Here is a 16,274-nt window from a genome sequence, read left to right on the forward strand (position 1 = left end):
ACCCGGCCCGCTTCGCGGGCCACCCTCTCCCGCAAGGGGAGAGGGATCAGCGGATGGCTTCGGCCAGCGCCGATCGCAGTTGCTCGATGCGGAACGGCTTTCTCAGCACCGGCCACGGCGAGTCTTCCAGCGCCGCGGCCAGGCGGTCGCCGGCGTAGCCGGTGGTGAGCAGCACGGCCATGTCGGGGTCGCGCTGGACGGCGGCGCGGGCCAGTTCGACGCCGCTGACGCCGCCGGGCATGACCAGATCCGACAGCAGCACGTCGAACGGCGGCTCGGCCTCCAGGCGGGCCAGGGCGGCGTGGCCATGCTCGGCCGAGACGACCTCGCAGCCCAGTTCGGACAGCACGCCCTCGGTGATGGCCCGGACGCTGGCGTCGTCCTCGACCAGCAGCACCCGCAGGCCGGTGAGGTCGGCGGCTGGACCGGCCTCTGCGGCGATGACGCCGACGGCGTCGGGCGCGGCGGCGGGCAGGTGCAGCGACACCGTCGTGCCCCGGCCCTCCTGGCTGTCGATGGTCACCGCCCCGCCGCACTGGCGCACGAAGCCGTAGACCTGGGCCAGGCCCAGGCCGGTGCCCTTTCCGACCTCCTTGGTGGTGAAGAACGGCTCGAACACCCGACCCAGCACCTCGGGCGACATGCCATGGCCGGTGTCGGTGACGGCGACCCGCACATAGTCGCCGGCCGGGGCCTCGCCCGCCTGGCCGTCTTCCAGCGTCTCGGCGCTGACCGAGACGGTGATGGTCCCGGCGTCGGGGGTGGCGTCGACGGCGTTGACGACGAGGTTGAGGAGGGCGGCCTCGAACTGGGCGGCGTCGACACGGCTGGCGCCGGCCTCGGGATGGGCCTCGACTACCAGGGTCTTGGCGTCGCCTGCCGCGCGGCGGACCAGGGGCTCGACCTGCAGGATCAGGCCGGCGATGTCGACGACCTCGAGCTTGAGTTCCTGGCTGCGCGAGAAGGCCAGCAGCTGGCGGGTCAGGCGCTCGCCGCGCTGGCCGGCCGCCAGGGCCGCCTCGCCCAGCCGCTGTACGCGGGCCAGATCGCCGGGTTTCTTGAGGATCATGTCCAACCCGCCGACCATGACGGTCAGCAGGTTGTTGAAGTCGTGGGCCACCCCGCCGGTGAGACGTCCCACGGTCTCCAGCCGCTGGGCCTGGGCGAGCGCGGCCTCGGCCTTGGCCCGCTCGGCGATGCTGGCCTCCAGGGCCGCCGTGCGCTCGACCACGCGGGCCTCGAGCTCCAGGGTGGTCTCGACCACCTCGGTATTGTCGAAGCAGCTGCCGATATAGCCCTGGAACTGGCCGTAGGCGTCGTGGCGCGGGGCGCCGGCGCTGCTGATCCAGCGCCAGGCGCCGTCGGCGCGCTTCAGCCGGAAGGCGGCGCGGAACGGTTGGCGCAGCCTGGTGGCGGCGAAAACCTCGGCCTCGGCGGGACCCAGGTCGTCAGGATGGACGCCGTGCGCCCAGCCCCTGCCCGTCTCCTCCTCCAGCGAGCGGCCGGTGAACTTCAGCCAGGCGTCGTTGAACCAGACGCAGTCGCCGCCGACGTCGGAGATCCAGATCATCACCGGGGCGGCGTTGGCCACGCCCCGGAACTGCTCCTCGCTGGTGCGCAGGGCGGCGGCGGCCTGGCGCTCGCGCGTCACGTCGCGGAAGGTGATGGCCAGCCCCTCGCTGATCCGCACGCCGGACGAACGCACCCAGCGCGGCTCGCCGTCGATCACCCGCATCAGCTCCAGGTCGTCGGGACCGCCCTCGTCGAGCAGCCGCATCAGGCGGACCAGCATCTGCTCGCCGGTGTCGTCGCGGAACACGTCGCGCACCCGGCGGCCGACCAGGGTGGAGATCCCCTTGGGCCGCATGGCCTGGGCGGCGGGGTTGGCGTAGGTCCAGCGGAAGTCGATGATCTGGCCGCCGCGGCGGATCGGTTCGAGAATGACGAAGGCGTCGAGCGAGGCCTCCTGGGCGATGCGGAACCGCTCCTCGGCCGCGAAGCCGTTGCGCACCGCCAGCCGCAGGGCCGCGACGAACAGCACGATCAGGCCGGCGCACACCGCAAAGGTCGCCAGCTGGGCGGCCTCGACGGCGTCCAGCGGCCCCATCCACAGCAGTTTGACCAGCAGGGCGCTGGCGGCGACCGCCAGCAGCCCGCCCCACAGGCCGCCGACCAGGGCGGCCAGCATCACCGCCACGAAGAACGGCGGGAAATTGCTCGGATGGTTGGTCAGGGCGACGGCGCCGACGCGCGCCGCGGCGGCCAGCCCCACGGCCAGGACCACGAGGCACAGCCGAAGGATCGGCCGATCGACGGACGAGGCGAAGCGGATCGCCGTCCGACTGAGGAATTGGCCCATGCCGCCGCCCTAGATCACGCGCACACCCCAACAGGGCGCGTGAGCTAACGCCCCTCAGCGGTGAAGGTTCCGGCGGATCAGGCCGCGCCGCGCACCTTGACCTTGGCGGGAGCCTCGGCGGCTTCAGGGATGGGCTCGAACACCGCGGCGGCGCTGGCCAGGGTCCAGGCCGACAGGCTGTCGAGCGGACCCGGACGGCCGATGGCGTAGCCCTGCAGCTCGGCGCAGGCCTCGCCGCGCAGGAAGTCGATCTGCTCCTGGGTCTCGACGCCCTCGGCCACGACCGGGATCTCCAGGCTGCGGCCCAGGCCCAGCACGGCGCGCACGATGACGGTGGCGCGGTCGTGGCGGTGGATGTTCTCGACGAAGCTCTTGTCGATCTTGATCTTGTCGAACGGGAACGACTGCAGGGTCGACAGCGACGAGAAGCCGGTGCCGAAGTCGTCCATGGCGATGCGGACGCCCAGGGCCTTCAGGCGGCGCAGGTTGTCGAGCGCGCGCTGGTAGTCCTTGAAGAGGGCGCTTTCGGTGATCTCCAGCTCCAGGCGCGAAGGCGACAGGCCGGTGGCGATCAGCACCTCGTGGACCAGGGTGGGCAGGTTGGGCTGGTTCAGCTGCAGCGGCGACAGGTTGACGGCGATGCGCAGCGGGCGGTCCCAGCTGGCGGCGTCGGCGCAGGCGCGGCGCAGGACCCACTCGCCCAGCTGGGTGATCAGGCCGTTCTCCTCGGCCACCGGAATGAAGTCGAGCGGCGGGACCATGCCGCGCACCGGGTGCTTCCAGCGGACCAGGGCCTCGAAGCCGCAGACCTCGCCGTCGGCGGCGCGGGCCAGCGGCTGGTAGAACACCACCAGCTCTTCGTCGGTGATCGCTTGGCGCAGCTCGCGGGCCAGGGTGCGGCGCTCGCGGATGGTCTCGTCCATCTCGCGCTTGAAGAAGCGATAGACGCCGCGGCCGCTTTCCTTGGCGCGGTAGAGGGCCATGTCGGCGTTGGCCAGCAGGGCCTCGGCGGTGCGGCCGTCGTCGGGGAACAGCGACACGCCGAGGCTCGCGCCCATGGCCAGGTCCTGGCCTTCGTAAGAGGTGGGCAGCGACAGCTGTTCCAGCACGTGGCCGGCCAGCTCGGCGGCGGCGGTCGGCTGGTCGCCGGCGGCGATCTGCACGATGATGAATTCGTCGCCGCCCAGGCGCGCGGCGAAGGACGGGGCGGTGACCGACTCCTGGAGGCGGCGCGCGGCCTCGACCAGCAGGGCGTCGCCCGCCAGGTGACCGTGCAGGTCGTTGGCTTCCTTGAAGTGGTCGAGGTCGATGCAGACCAGGCCCAGGCTCTCGCCCGAGGCCTCGACGCGCTCGAGCGCGGCGGCCAGGCGCACCTGCAGCGAGTTGCGGTTGGGCAGGCCGGTCAGGCCGTCGTGTTCGGCCAGGTAGCGGATCTTCTCCTCGGCCGAGCGGCGCTCGCGCAGGTCGCGGATGGCCAGCACGGTGAGGCCCGAGGTCTCGGTGCGGGCGCCGTCGTCCATCAGGCGCGAGAACACCTCGACCGGAATGGCGCGACCGCCTTCGGGCGGCTGCAGCAGGCCTTCGCGGCGCACGCCCTCGCGGGCGGATTCCTTGCCGTCGAAGGTCAGCATGGCGTTGTAGAGCGGCTTGCCGACCAGCTCGCCCAGCGAGGCGCCGGCCAGTTCGCAGAAAGCGGCGTTGGCGTCGTTGATGCGGCCGTCCTGGACCACGACGATGCCTTCGTAGGCGGCGTTGGCCAGGCGGCGGATGCGGTCCAGCGCCGAACGGCTGGTCGAGGACTCGATGGTCACCGCGCCCAGGCCGCCCAGGATGATCAGGCCGGTGATCGAGGTCACGGCCAGGGTCAGCACGGCGCCCGACAGCAGCTGCTCGGGCACGATGATGCTGGCGTCGGGCATGATGGTGACGGCGCCCATGCCGGTGAAGTGCAGGCCGCAGACGCCCAGGGTCAGAATGCCGCCGCCGATCAGCTGCTTGGGCAGCGTGCGGGCGCGGCCGCCCAGCACCAGGGCGCCGGCCGAGAACGCGACGCCGATCAGCACCGAGACGGCGACGGTGGCCTGTTCCCAGACCACGTAGCCCTGGGTCACGAAGGCCGACATGCCGGTGTAGTGCATCGCCCCGATGCCCAGACCCAGCAGCAGGCCGCCGGCGCAGTCGTTGGTGCGGGTGCGCTCGGCCGAGGCCACGGCGAAGCCGGCGGCCATGAACAGCACGGCGATCATCAGCGACAGCAGGGTGCCGGCCGGGCTGTAGCCCGTCTTCAGGCCCGGGTCGTAGGCGACCATGCCGATGAAGTGGGTGGCCCAGACGCCCGAGCCGGCGACGAGGCCGGTGAGTAGCAGCCAGGCGCCGCGGACCAGGCCGCGGGCCCCGCGCAGGCGCGAGAAAAGACGGAACGCCGTGAAACACGCGGCGAAGCAGACGAGGCCGGCGACAAGCACGAGCCTGAAGTCATGCTGCCCGGTGAGGCAGGTCAGAACCTTCAACAAAGGCGTTCCCCCAGAGTGGTACGACGCCACTCTGTGCGGAAAGATACAAAAAAATGGTTTCTAATACGCGGCCAGGTAGTCGCAGGCGCGGCCCATTGCCGCATTTCTTAGTGAATCGAACCTTAATTCGTCCGATTGCACGAAATCTACCGCGCCTGCGGGGTATTTCTTAGAAGAAGCGTTCGCCGATACGGACGGTGTCGCCCGGGCCGACCTTGGTCGAGGGCGTGAGTTCGACCTTGGTCTCTTTCTCTTCGCCGTCGTGCTTGATGTAAACCTTGCCCTTGTCGGCGCGGTAGGTGTAGCCGCCGGCGGTGGCCACGGCGTTCTGGACGGTCAGGCCCGAGGTGTAGGGATAGGTGCCCGGCTTGGTGACTTCGCCCAGGATGTAGAAGGGGCGGAAGTTCAGGACCTCGACGCTGACGCGCGGCTCCTTCAGGTAGCCGTCGCGCAGGGCCGTCTCGACCGTGTCCTGGAACTGGCGGACGCTGAGGCCCTCGGCCTTGACCTCGCCGACCAGCGGCAGGGAGAGCTTGCCCGAGCCGGTGACGTAGAACTCGCCCGACAGCGACGGCTCGCCGAAGACCGTGACCCGGACCTTGTCGCCCGAGCCCAGCTGGTAGTCGAGGCCGGCGGCCTGGTCGGCGGTGATCGGAGCGCTGGCTTGCGGCGCGGGCGGTGCGCCCTGAGCTTGAGCCTGGGCCGCCGGTGCGACGGCGGCGAGGGCCAGGCAAAGCGAAGCCGCCCGAATGAAGCGTCGAACGGTAATCATGCTGGTCACGTCTCTTGGCTGCATCCCTCGCCGGTCTCATGGCATGGGCGAAGGGCAGCCACAAGCATCACGCCGGTACGGCTCGACGTTTTCGCGCTTGCAGCATCGAAGGCGGTCCTTCGCCCAGGCGGACGGCGGTCAGAACGCCCGTGGCGTAGGCTCCGGTGTCGACATTGATGCGGTGCGGTCCGACGAACGGCTCCTCGTCGGGGGTGTGGCCGTGCACGACCACCAGGCCCAGGCCGTGGGGCTGGTGCAGGAAGTCGCCGCGGATCCACAGCAGGTCCTGCGGGTCCTGCTCGGCCAGGGCCCGGCCCGGCCGCACGCCGGCGTGGACGAACAGGTAGTCGCCGTAGAGGGCCGACAGCTCCAGCTGGCGCAGGAAGGCCAGATGCCGGCTGGGCAGGTTGCGCTGGAACTGCTCCTGCGCCGCGCGCCAGGCCTCGGGATCGCGGCCGGCCGGGCGGGCGACGCCGTAGGAGGCCAGGGTCTCGCCGCCGCCGAACTCGGCCCACACCGGCCCGCCTTCGGGATCGTCGAGGAACTGCAGCAGGGTCTGCTCGTGGTTGCCCATCAGGGCCCGCACCTCGAAGCCGGAGGCGCCGCCGGACACGGCCTTCAGCGCCTCGACCCGGTCGATCACGCCGGCCGAGTCCGCGCCGCGGTCGATGTAGTCGCCGACGAACACCAGCACCGGCCGGTCCTGGCGGCCCAGGCCCGCGAAGTCGGCGGCCACGGCGTCGAGCAGGTCGTCGAGCAGGTCGAGGCGGCCGTGGACGTCGCCCACGGCGTAGACCACCCGCCCGCCGGTGCTGGCGGTCTTGGCCTTCGACGCGGACTTGGAACGCAGGAAGCGGAAAACCATGGGCTCTGACGACGACGGAAAACGAGGCTTCAAACTGCCTCAGCCGCTTGCGGGCGGCAACTGTCGCTGCACGCCATTGTTAACACGAAATACACCGAGAATTTGCACGCCAATTTCACCGTGAATATTCAGAGACTATTATCAATAATATCGAATAAACCAGATCGCTTATTCGTTAAAACACCAAGCATTTTGATCCGATATTCAATGGAAGATCGCAGGATGGACTCACGAATTTCGCGAGACCACCATGAAGATCTCCGCATTTCTTGGATCCGCCGCCGTCGCCCTGAGCGCGATGATCGCCGCCGCGCCCGCCATGGCCGCGCCGCCGGCCTTCATGCCGCATGGCGCCCCGGCCGCGGCCCCTCCGGGCTTCAAAGCCTTGTGCCAGCGGGATCAGGCGAGCTGCATCGCGCCGCCGCAAGAGGTCGCCGCCCTGGCGCTCGACGCCAATTCCGCCGCCATCAACACCTCGTCGATCGGCGAGCGCCGCCTGACCTGGGGTTCGGCGCCGCTGGCCGTCTCGGCAGTAGAAGAAGACGAAGATACTTCCGTCCAGACCATCGAAGTCCTGCGCGCAGTGCGCCCGGACGTTAACATTCGCCTGAGCTCGCTGGACCAGACCCTGGCCGCCCTGCTGGCCACGGCGCCCGCCGCCTCCGCCAAGTCGGCGCCCGCCGGCGTGACGCTGGCCTCGGACGTCGACGGCCTGGCCCGCCTGACCCGCGACCAGATGAAGCTGATCAACGAGATCAATCGCCAGGTGAACCGCGAGGTCCGCAAGGCCGACGACTTCGATCTCTACGGCCTGGCCGAGTATTGGTCGCTGCCGAAGGTCATCGACGGCAAGATGTACGGCGACTGCGAGGACTATGCGCTGGAGAAGCGCCGCCGCCTGATCGAGGCCGGCGTGCCGGCCTCGGCCCTGTCGATGGCGGTCGCGGTCACCGCCCGCGGCGAAAGCCACGCCGTGCTGCTGGTCGCCTTCGAGCAGGGCGACTGGGTGCTCGACAACCTGACGCCTTGGGCCACGCCCTGGAGCGAACTGAACTATCGCTGGATCGAGCGCCAGGTGGCCGGCTCGTCGGCCTGGGTCTCGGTGAGCTGAGCCCCGGTCCTCCCCGGATCTCAGCCCAAAGAGAAAGGCCTCGCCCCGGATCCCGGAGCGAGGCCTTTAATCTTCGTGCGGCGCCCTTTGGTCAGGCGCCTTCCGGCTGAAGCCTAGTAGGCGTTCTCGGCCAGCAGCAGGTGCGGAACGGTCAGCAGGATGATGCGGATGTCGCTGAACAGCGACCAGCCGTCGATATAGGCGATGTCGGCCTTCACCCGGGCGGCCATGGCCTCGACGTCGGTGGTGCCGCCGCGCAGGCCGCGGATCTGGGCCAGACCGGTAAGGCCCGGCTTGGCCTGGAAACGCATGTGATAGGTCGAGATCAGCGCGCCGTAATAGGCGTCGTGCGCCATGGCGTGCGGACGCGGCCCGACCAGCGACATGTCGCCTTTCAGCACGTTGAGCAGCTGCGGCAGCTCGTCGATGCTGGTGGTGCGCAGGATCTTGCCGATCTTGGTGATGCGGTCGTCGTCGCGCTTGGCCTGGACGACCTTGTCGCCGTTCTCCTCGCAGCGCATCGAGCGCAGCTTGAAGATCGTGAAGGTGCGACCGTTCAGCCCGCCCCGCGTCTGGCGGAACAGGATCGGACCAGGAGACTCGAGCTTGATCAACAGCGCCGCGAGCAGAAGCACGGGCGCGAAAAAGATCAGTGCAAGGCCTGAAACGACGACGTCGATCACACGCTTGCCGGGATCGACGGCCACGCGCGGAAGAATCTCCGACTGGACGCCGTCCATGATTTCGGTGTTCGAGCTTCCGCTCACAGCGCAACCCCCTATCCCACCACACACAAAACGAAGCCCGCCCCACTTCGTATCTAACTACCTAATGCAACTCTCTCACGACGTCGCGTGGAAACTGATACTTAACCATAAATATAGTGACATTGCATAAACCCTGTTCCTTCACCCAGGCTTTAGGGTCAGCGAACTAGGCTGTAGTCGCGTAGGGAGGGCCTGCGCTCAGGACTTCGGGTTCCATGCAGCACGCCAATCTCTCGCTGAACAGCCTCGCCCAGACGATCCCCGCGCCGCGCCGCCTGCCGCGCGCCATCGGCTGGGGCCTGGCCGCCATCGTTTCCGCCGGTCTGTGGTACGCGGCGGTCGAAGCCGTCCGCCTGCTGTTCTGATCCTCTGACCCTGGCCTTAAGGCCCTGACGGCGCGTCCCGCCTAAATCAGGGCCGCCATCAGGGCCACCATCAGGGCCACCATCAGGGCCGAACGCCCAGCGCCGTAAGCTGCAGCGCCATGCCCACCCGGCCCGCCGGGTTGCGGATGCCGTTCGCCAGGGCGATCAGCGGCTTGGGCTTGCGCCTCAGGCGCCACTCCGCCCCCAGATGATAGAGCGCCTGCTCGCGGGCCGCCGGCGTCAGCCGGTCCCAGCGCTCGAAGGCGAAGACCGTCCGCGCGCGGAACAGGCTCGTCTGCAGCGGCGCCACCAGATACGACCGCTCCAACGCCTGGGCCGCGGCCTTGTCGCGCCCGGCCGCCGCGTCCACCGCCGCTCGCCGCAGCCAGGCCGAACCGGACCCCGGCCGCAGGGCCAGTTCACGGTCGCTGAGACCGTCCAGCTTCGCCAGCTCTTCCCGCGACGGCGCGCCCTGCGACAGGCCCCGCTCGATGCGCGAGGCCAGGACCTCGGCCGAGGCCGTCGGCCAGGCCGAAAGATCGCCGTCCAGCTTGACCGCCAGCAGAGGCGTGGCGGCGGCCGCCGCCACGAGACAGCAGGCGACCGCCCCCGCCAGCATCAGCCGCGCGGGTCGCGAACTGGGCGCGGCGCGAACCTCGCGACGTCCAGCGGCCATGCCGCCGACCACGCCGAAACCCACCACGGCCAAGGCCTGGATGGCGGGCGTCTGCAGGGCGAAGTCGCTAAGGCCGTGGACCAGAAACACCGCCGCGGCGCAGACCGCGCCCCGCGACCAGACCGAGAGGCCGTCCGAACCGAGCGCGGCGCGGCCGATCGGGGCCAGGCGCTCCAGGAACAGGGCCGCCATCAGCGCGGCGCCGACCACGCCGGCCTCCTCCAGCCACTGGACATAGAGATTGTGCACGGCGCGGACGTTGTAGAGCGCCGGCAGGCTGTCCTGGGTGACGACCAGCTGGTTGACCGTCGGGAACGATCCCAGGCCGTAGCCGAACCAAGGCGCGGCCTGGAAGGCGCGCCAATGCGGGGCGACGATCTGGGCCCGGACGTCGAGATGCTGCTGGGCCATGCCGAAGCGCTCGAGCACCAGACCCGCGCCGTTGAACACCAGCACGCCCGCCACCAGCAGAGCGACCAGGGCGTAGAACACCGCGGCCTTGCGCGAGGCGCCCCGGCCGGAGAACAGCTCCCAGGCGACGAACAGGCCGACGCCGAACACCGCCGCGACCAGGCCGCCGCGTGAGGCGGTCATCAGCAGGCAGACCAGCAGCAGGGCGCTCAGGCTCGCCAGGCTGACGGCCCGCGGATCGCCCTGGCGCAACATGCGCGCCCCGCCCCGGCGCAGCCGCGCGGCGAGGGCGGCCACGGCCATGACCAGGGCGGCGGCGAAGACGGTGGCGGCGCTGTTGGGTCCCAGCAGGGTGGCGCGCATCCGGCCCAGGCCACGCACCGAGACGTACTGCGCCAAAGCCCCGGCGGCGTAGACCGCCACGGCGGCCAGCAGGCAGAACAGCAGGCGGCGACCGCGCGTCTGCGACGCCCCGATCACCCGCGCCGCAACGTAGAGACAGAAGAGGCCCAGCAGGTTGACGACGTTCAGCAGCACGGCCGAACGGTCCAGCGTCGTGGCGGCGAAGGCTTGTGGAACGTAGGACCAGACCGGGTGGGCGCCGTCGGGCGTCCACGGCGTCAGCGGCCAGAGGACGGCGGCCAGCAGCAGGGCGGCCAGCACGCCCGGGACCAGCCATCCGCCGAGGCGGGCGAGGTCACGGCGGGCCCAGCCGCAGCTGGCCAGCAGGCCGACGAGGAACAGGGCGTAGAGCGCCGAGAAGCCGGCGGCCACCGCCAGCTCGCTGGCCCCGAAGGCCAGGACGGCGGCGAACACCAGGCCCGTCAGGACCAGACAGGCGGCGGTTTCGGACCCCGCGAGCCGCCGGGTCCGCCCCGCGTCAGTCGGCATAGTACTTTCGGTAGCTCTTGTAATAGTAGCCGGCGTCGCCGTAGCCGTAGCGGGACTGCGCCTTCAGATCCATCTGGGTCAGGGCCACGCCGGCCAGGAACACGCCACGGCCCTGCAGCAGCGACAAGGCCGAGGTAATGGCCTTGACCGGGGTGCGCTTCCAGCGGGCCAGCATGACCACGGCGTCGGCGTGCGGCGCCAGGATGCGGGTGTCGGCGATGGCCAGCAGCGGGGCGGTGTCGAGCAGCACCACGTCGAAGCGCTGGCGCAGCTCGGCCAGCAGGCGCTGGAAGGCGGCCGAACCGAAGACGTCGCGCGGCGTGTAGGCCGACTTCATCAGCGGCAGCACCTTGGCGCCGCTGACGTCGGAGACCAGGGCTTCGTCCAGGGTCGCCGCGCCGTTCAGCACCTCGATCAGGCCCACGGTCGGGGCCGTGGGCAGGAAGCGGTTGATCGCGCCCTGACGCAGGTCGCAGTCGACGACGACGACATTGGCGCCCGAAGCGGCCAGCGTGCGGCCCAGCGAGAAGGTGGTGGTGGTCTTGCCTTCACCCGGCAGCGACGAGGTGACCGCGATCACCTTCACCGACTCGCCGACCTTGGAGAACAGGATCGCCGCGCGCAGCTTGCGCAGGCTTTCGGCGAAGCTGGAGAGCGGCTTGTTGAGCAGGTAGTCCGGCGGCGTCAGGCCACGAACGGCGCGGGCGTCGTCCAGGGTGGAGCTGAGCAGCGGCACCGAGCCCAGGTAGGAGACGCCCAGGCGGCGCTCGACCTCGTCCTCGGTGAACAGGCCGGCCATCAGGATCTCGGCCAGGATGATGGCGCCGACGCCGGCCGCCAGGGCGGCGACCAGACCGACCATCAGGTTCAGCGACGGCTTGGGCGCGCTGGGCTTGGTCGGGATGGTGGCGCGCGACACCACGCGGGCGTCGGGCTGCTCGATGCCCTGCTGGGCCGAGGTCTGCTTGAAGCGGGCCAGCAGGGACTCATACAGCGTGCGGACGGAGTCGGCCTTGCGCTCCAGCTCGCCCAGGCGGATGCCGGCGCGGTTGTTGCCGGCCAGGGCCCCGCGGGCGGCGCCGACGCTGCCGGCCATCGAGCCGGTGCGCTGGCGGGCGACCTGGGCCTGGGCCTCGAGGTTGGAGATGATGCGCTTGATCTCGGCCTGGATCTGCCCGTCGATGTCGGTCAGTTCGCGGCGGGCCTTCAGCAGGTCGGGGTGGCGGTCGCCATAGCGGCCCGACAGGTCGGCCACGGCGGCGCTCTTCTCGGCGCGCTGCTTGCGCAGCTGCTGCACGACCGGCGAGTTCAGCGACTCCCCGACGTCTTCGCCCGTGCTGCCGCGGGCCAGCTGGCTGCGGGCGATGCTCAGGCGGGCGTCGGTCTCTGCCTGCTCGGCGCGGGCGCCGGCCAGTTGCTGGTTCAGGCCCGAGATCTCCTGCTCGGTCAGGGTCGCGCCCTGAGCGCTCATCAGGTTGTTGGCGATCTTGTACTGCTGGACGTCGGCCTCGGCCTGCTGCAGCTCGCCGCGCAGGTCGGCGACGCGGGTGTTCAGCCAGTCGTTGGCCTGGCGGGTGGCGTCGAACTTCGCCTCCAGCTGCTCGGTCAGATAGAGGTCGGCGAAGGCGTTGGCCAGCTTGGCGGCCTGGGCCGGATCGGGATGGGTGTACTGGACCGTGATCAGATAGGTGACGCCCGAGCGCTTGACGGCCAGGCCGCTCAGCACGCGATCGACGACCCGTTCGCGGCGGCGCTGGGCCTCGATGTCGCTGACCTTCTCGGCCGGGGTGACGGCCTTCTTCAGGAAGGGCAGCCAGGCGCGGACGCCCTTGGCGCCGGCCAGGCTGGGATTGAAGTAGGGATCCTGGTCGAGCTTCAGCTTCTGGACCACGCGGTCGGCCAGCGAGCGCGAACGCAGCACCTCGACCTCGGTGTCGACCACGGCGCTGTCGGCCGGCAGGCCCGAGAGCACCGCGCTCATGTCGGGCGTGACCTGCTCCTGGCGCACGTCCAGCATCACCTGAGCCGAGGTCGAGTAGGTCGGCGTCTGCTGCAGCGTGTAGAGCACGACCGCCACGAACACCGCCAGCGCCACCGCCGCGAACAGCCGCAGCCGCCGCCGGAAGACGGCGATGACGACGTTCAGGTCAAACGCAGCCCCCCCAACGTCGGACGTCGGAGCGGTTTGGGTCTCGAAGGTCGAGCCGTCCATGATGCGCACTCTTCACTGGTCGAATGGTCCCCCGCCTAGCGAAGGACCGTGACCTATTTCAGGCCTGGAGCTTGTCCATTACCGAAGAAAACCTCGGCAATGGATTAACCGGCTCCAATTCAAACATTCGAAACGCGAGGGCCGCTCAAATTTTCGGCCGCCGGGTCCTAGAACTGCAGGGCGACCGAGGCGGCCAGCTTGTTGTCGGTGAAGCTCTTGGACTTGTCGACGCCGTCCGACTTGGTCTTGGCGTAGGTGTAGGTCAGGAAGACCCCGACGCGGCGGTTCATCAGATAGGCGGCCGACAGCTTGCCGCCGGTGCGCTTGTCGGCGCGATCGATGCCGTCGTAGTCGTCCTTGCCGAAGCTGGCCTGGCCCGACAGCAGCACGTTGCGCAGCAGCTCGTGGTCGACGGCGACCGAGCTGTTGGTCGACACATAGCCCTGCGAGGCCAAGACCACGGCTTCCTCGATGGCGCGCGAGGCGTTGAAGGTGACCGTGGTCAGTTCGGTCGGGAACCACTCGACCTTGGTCTTGGTGCTGAAGCCGCTGACGTCGCGGCTGCCGCCGGCGAAGTTGTCGTAGGTCTGCTTCATGTAGCCGGCGTCGACCTGGCCGCGGATCGCCTGGGCCAGTTCGAAGTCGACACCGGCGGCCAGGTTGTAGCCGTCGGAGTCACGGGTCTTGGTCACGTCGTAGCGGCGCGAGTCGCCGGTCAGCGAGACGTAGAAGGCCGTGTCCGGGCTGACCGCGTAGTCGGCCTTGACGCCGTAGCGGATCTGGTCGCGGTCGCGGAAGTCCTGGTCCAGGGCGGTCGTGCCGCCGCCGGTCACCGCCAGGCGACCGTCCTCATAGTCGAACGAGCGGCTGTTCAGGTCGCCGGTGATGCGCAGGCGGTTGAATTCCTTGACGCCTTTCAGCGTGGCCGTGACCAGCGAATACTCGATCGGAGCCAGCGAGGCCGTCGGCGATTCCGGCGCCGAGCGCGGCTCGATCAGCTGTTGGTACTGCAGCGAGCCGGAAATGTTCGAGCCGCGCACCACGTCCAGGCGGCCGTTGACGCCGAGGGTGTATTCCTCGTTGTTTTCGGTGTCGTGGTTCGAATAGCGGTTCACCGAGGCCGAGGCGAAGGCGCCCAGCGAATGGCGCGACCAGTCCGAACGCAGCGCCAGTTCCGGCTTCACGCGCCAGATGGTGTCGCTCGTCTCGCCGGCGGCGACGGCGTAGATGTTGTCGTCCCGCTCGGCTTCGATCGTCAGCCGGGGATAGGCCTTGAACGCGCCCAGGCGGACGCCGGCGGCCTCGTAGTCCGGGCGCGGACGCTGACGCACGCTGACGTGCTTGTCGCGCTTGAAGCTGGTGGCGGCGTCTTGCGCAGCCGCCACCTGCGGCGCGGCCGCGACAAGCACGGCCGCGACCGCGGCTGAAGCCAGAATTTTCATTATCCATCCCCATTTCGACGGCCATCAGGCCGTCTTTTCGGAAACCCGACACAAACAAAAAGGGTTCGCCGACGAAACCCGAGGGCGCGAAGAGCGCCGAAGTCTTAAGACGGCGATCAGGTGCCGCAATAGTCGGCGATGACGCCGGCGCAGGCGTCGTACTGGGCGCCGCCGGCGTCGCCGCCAGCCGCGCCGCCGTCCAGGCTCGACAGCACGGTGACGGAGTCGCCGCCGTCGGTCGCCGCGGTGACGGTGCCGGTCGCGCCGGTGGCGGCGGCCACCTGGGCGCCGAGCTCCGGCGAGACGGCCGAGGCCACGTCGACGGCCATGGTCCCGGTGATCAGGCCGCTGGCGGCGGCCTTGGTCAGGGCGGCGACGATCACGGCCGGGGAGGCGCCGGACTTGGCGAGGGCGGCGGCGATCGCGGTCTTGACGGCGGCTTGCTTGCCGGCGGCGTCGAGGGCGGCGTAGCCGGGATCGGCGGCGGCGGCGGTCGCCGCGTCGGCGATCACCTGCTGGAGATCTTCGGCGGTCGGCGGAGCCGGTTCAGCGGCCGTGGTCGGCGCCTGCAGGGAGGCGGCGATCGAAGCGAGCGGCGCGACGGTGATAACCAGACCCAGCGCGGCGGCCTTGGCGAAACGCGATGACATGGTTTACCCCCATTAGTAATGCGCGTTTTCCTATAGGCCGCAACCGAGGGCTATTACCAGCCCTAAATCCCGGCGTTAGGTTAATTGACCGCCCGTAGATGCGCATTCTGCACAGATGCGCAACAATCCCTGAGCGGCCTGCTTCTGGCGGGATCAATTCTTAGGCCATGCCTGTGACGTAGGCATGAAGCCCAGGAACCATCGCCTCTATATCCTGAAAGGCGAATATTTCCCGCGATGGCTCATCGACTCGCCTGAAGAGCATCAAGCTCGACCATAGAGTCGAGTTTATGATCAAGGCGGGGAACGAATTGTCGCCTGTTCAATATCCGGCCGTTCACGGATAGAGCACTCAGCGCCGTCGACGCGCCATGCGGCGCAATCCTCGCACCACCGGTCGCTCGATGCTGGGCCAGATCAATAGTCCGACGAGAAAGATGATGACGGCGATGGCGACGAGCACGATGCAACCTCAAGGCGACAATCCCTTATAATCCGAACGTGACCGTTTGTCCGGTCTCCTTGCGCGGAAAACGCTTTGCCGTATTGCGCCGCACGCTTGCGCGGCGCATGGAGGCCAAGCCTGACCTCGCCCGCGCCATCCTCCTCGTCCCGGCGCGGCGAGCCTCCGGCCCGATCCGAGGAAAGAGGTTTCGATGCGCGTAGCGATGATTGGCACGGGCTATGTGGGCCTGGTGTCTGGGGCGTGTTTTGCGGACTTCGGTCACGTGGTGACGTGCATCGACAAGGATCCGCGCAAGATTTCGCGGCTGCTGGCCGGCGAGATCCCGATCTTCGAGCCGGGCCTGGACGATCTGGTGGCGCGCAACGTGCGTGAAGGCCGGCTGTCGTTCACCCTGGAAGGCGCCCAGGCGATCAAGGACGCCGACGCGGTGTTCATCGCCGTGGGCACGCCCACCCGCCGCGGCGACGGCCATGCCGACCTCTCTTACGTCTACGCCGCCGCCGAGGAGATCGCCGGCCTGATCGACGGCTTCACCGTGATCGTCAACAAGTCGACCGTGCCGGTCGGCACCGGCGACGAGGTCGAGGCCATCGTCAAGCGCGTGGCTCCGAACGCCCAGTTCGCCGTGGTCTCCAATCCGGAATTCCTGCGCGAAGGCGCGGCGATCGAGGACTTCAAGCGTCCCGACCGCGTGGTGGTGGGCACCGAGGACGAGCGGGCCCAGGCGGTGATGCGCGAGCTCTATCGCCCGCTGAGCCTCAACGAGACCCCGAT

The 16,274-nt window shown here is 69.3% G+C and carries 12 protein-coding genes; 3 read left to right on the plus strand and 9 right to left on the minus strand.

Annotated features, from left to right (window positions below):
- Nucleotides 1-46: 46 nt before the first annotated feature.
- From AC07NS_RS04735 to AC07NS_RS04750, 4 genes are all read right to left on the minus strand, one after another.
- Nucleotides 47-2,359, minus strand: coding sequence for a hybrid sensor histidine kinase/response regulator (locus AC07NS_RS04735; protein ID WP_494601817.1), 2,313 nt, complete (start codon nucleotides 2,357-2,359; stop codon nucleotides 47-49).
- 77 nt (nucleotides 2,360-2,436) lie between these two features.
- Nucleotides 2,437-4,872, minus strand: coding sequence for a bifunctional diguanylate cyclase/phosphodiesterase (locus tag AC07NS_RS04740; RefSeq protein ID WP_494601818.1), 2,436 nt, complete (start codon nucleotides 4,870-4,872; stop codon nucleotides 2,437-2,439).
- 169 nt (nucleotides 4,873-5,041) lie between these two features.
- The gene (locus AC07NS_RS04745; RefSeq protein ID WP_494601819.1) at nucleotides 5,042-5,644 is read right to left on the minus strand and encodes a polysaccharide biosynthesis/export family protein; all 603 of its coding nucleotides are present in this window, start codon (nucleotides 5,642-5,644) and stop codon (nucleotides 5,042-5,044) included.
- 67 nt (nucleotides 5,645-5,711) lie between these two features.
- The gene (locus AC07NS_RS04750) at nucleotides 5,712-6,509 is read right to left on the minus strand and encodes a metallophosphoesterase family protein (protein WP_494601820.1); all 798 of its coding nucleotides are present in this window, start codon (nucleotides 6,507-6,509) and stop codon (nucleotides 5,712-5,714) included.
- Nucleotides 6,510-6,759: 250 nt separating this feature from the next.
- Between AC07NS_RS04750 and AC07NS_RS04755 the strand changes: the two genes are divergently transcribed.
- Nucleotides 6,760-7,620, plus strand: a complete 861-nt coding sequence (locus tag AC07NS_RS04755) for a transglutaminase-like cysteine peptidase (RefSeq protein WP_494601821.1) — start codon at nucleotides 6,760-6,762, stop codon at nucleotides 7,618-7,620.
- A gap of 113 nt (nucleotides 7,621-7,733) precedes the next feature.
- Here AC07NS_RS04755 and pssZ read toward each other — a convergent pair whose 3' ends face one another.
- Nucleotides 7,734-8,360: an exopolysaccharide biosynthesis protein PssZ gene (pssZ, locus tag AC07NS_RS04760; RefSeq protein WP_494601871.1), complete on the minus strand. Its 627-nt coding sequence runs from the start codon at nucleotides 8,358-8,360 to the stop codon at nucleotides 7,734-7,736.
- A gap of 242 nt (nucleotides 8,361-8,602) precedes the next feature.
- Here pssZ and AC07NS_RS04765 point away from each other — a divergent pair, with 242 nt between their 5' ends.
- The gene (locus AC07NS_RS04765) at nucleotides 8,603-8,752 is read left to right on the plus strand and encodes a hypothetical protein (protein WP_494601822.1); all 150 of its coding nucleotides are present in this window, start codon (nucleotides 8,603-8,605) and stop codon (nucleotides 8,750-8,752) included.
- An 82-nt stretch (nucleotides 8,753-8,834) separates the two neighbouring features.
- Here the strand turns inward: AC07NS_RS04765 and AC07NS_RS04770 are convergent, their stop codons facing one another.
- The 4 genes from AC07NS_RS04770 to AC07NS_RS04785 all read right to left on the minus strand — a co-directional run bounded on the left by AC07NS_RS04770 (nucleotide 8,835) and on the right by AC07NS_RS04785 (nucleotide 15,034).
- Nucleotides 8,835-10,730, minus strand: coding sequence for an O-antigen ligase family protein (locus AC07NS_RS04770; protein ID WP_494601823.1), 1,896 nt, complete (start codon nucleotides 10,728-10,730; stop codon nucleotides 8,835-8,837).
- A complete protein-coding gene (locus AC07NS_RS04775; protein ID WP_494601824.1) occupies nucleotides 10,720-12,942 on the minus strand; it encodes a GumC family protein in 2,223 nt (740 codons plus the stop codon). Before AC07NS_RS04775 ends, AC07NS_RS04770 begins: the two co-directional genes overlap by 11 nt.
- 167 nt (nucleotides 12,943-13,109) lie before the next feature.
- On the minus strand, nucleotides 13,110-14,384 hold the full coding sequence (locus AC07NS_RS04780; protein WP_494601826.1) for an outer membrane beta-barrel protein: 1,275 nt from the start codon (nucleotides 14,382-14,384) through the stop codon (nucleotides 13,110-13,112).
- 116 nt (nucleotides 14,385-14,500) lie between these two features.
- Nucleotides 14,501-15,034: a hypothetical protein gene (locus AC07NS_RS04785; protein WP_494601827.1), complete on the minus strand. Its 534-nt coding sequence runs from the start codon at nucleotides 15,032-15,034 to the stop codon at nucleotides 14,501-14,503.
- 656 nt (nucleotides 15,035-15,690) lie between these two features.
- On the opposite strand from AC07NS_RS04785, the gene AC07NS_RS04790 reads away from it, so the two are divergent.
- Nucleotides 15,691-16,274, plus strand: a 584-nt coding sequence (locus tag AC07NS_RS04790; RefSeq protein ID WP_494601829.1) for a nucleotide sugar dehydrogenase, incomplete at its 3' end; no start/stop codon positions are given.

The sequence above is a fragment of the Caulobacter sp. GW821-FHT10A10 genome (genome assembly GCF_059415745.1).

What these genes read in the sequence shown, in the direction of transcription:
- AC07NS_RS04750 (WP_494601820.1), bottom strand. Translation starts at nt 6,509, where the DNA reads ATGGTTTTCCGCTTCCTGCGTTCCAAGTCCGCGTCGAAGGCCAAGACC.
- AC07NS_RS04785 (WP_494601827.1), bottom strand. Translation starts at nt 15,034, where the DNA reads ATGTCATCGCGTTTCGCCAAGGCCGCCGCGCTGGGTCTGGTTATCACC.
- pssZ (WP_494601871.1), bottom strand. Translation starts at nt 8,360, where the DNA reads ATGGACGGCGTCCAGTCGGAGATTCTTCCGCGCGTGGCCGTCGATCCC.
- AC07NS_RS04770 (WP_494601823.1), bottom strand. Translation starts at nt 10,730, where the DNA reads ATGCCGACTGACGCGGGGCGGACCCGGCGGCTCGCGGGGTCCGAAACC.
- AC07NS_RS04765 (WP_494601822.1), top strand. Translation starts at nt 8,603, where the DNA reads ATGCAGCACGCCAATCTCTCGCTGAACAGCCTCGCCCAGACGATCCCC.
- AC07NS_RS04735 (WP_494601817.1), bottom strand. Translation starts at nt 2,359, where the DNA reads ATGGGCCAATTCCTCAGTCGGACGGCGATCCGCTTCGCCTCGTCCGTC.
- AC07NS_RS04755 (WP_494601821.1), top strand. Translation starts at nt 6,760, where the DNA reads ATGAAGATCTCCGCATTTCTTGGATCCGCCGCCGTCGCCCTGAGCGCG.
- AC07NS_RS04775 (WP_494601824.1), bottom strand. Translation starts at nt 12,942, where the DNA reads ATGGACGGCTCGACCTTCGAGACCCAAACCGCTCCGACGTCCGACGTT.
- AC07NS_RS04780 (WP_494601826.1), bottom strand. Translation starts at nt 14,384, where the DNA reads ATGAAAATTCTGGCTTCAGCCGCGGTCGCGGCCGTGCTTGTCGCGGCC.
- AC07NS_RS04745 (WP_494601819.1), bottom strand. Translation starts at nt 5,644, where the DNA reads ATGATTACCGTTCGACGCTTCATTCGGGCGGCTTCGCTTTGCCTGGCC.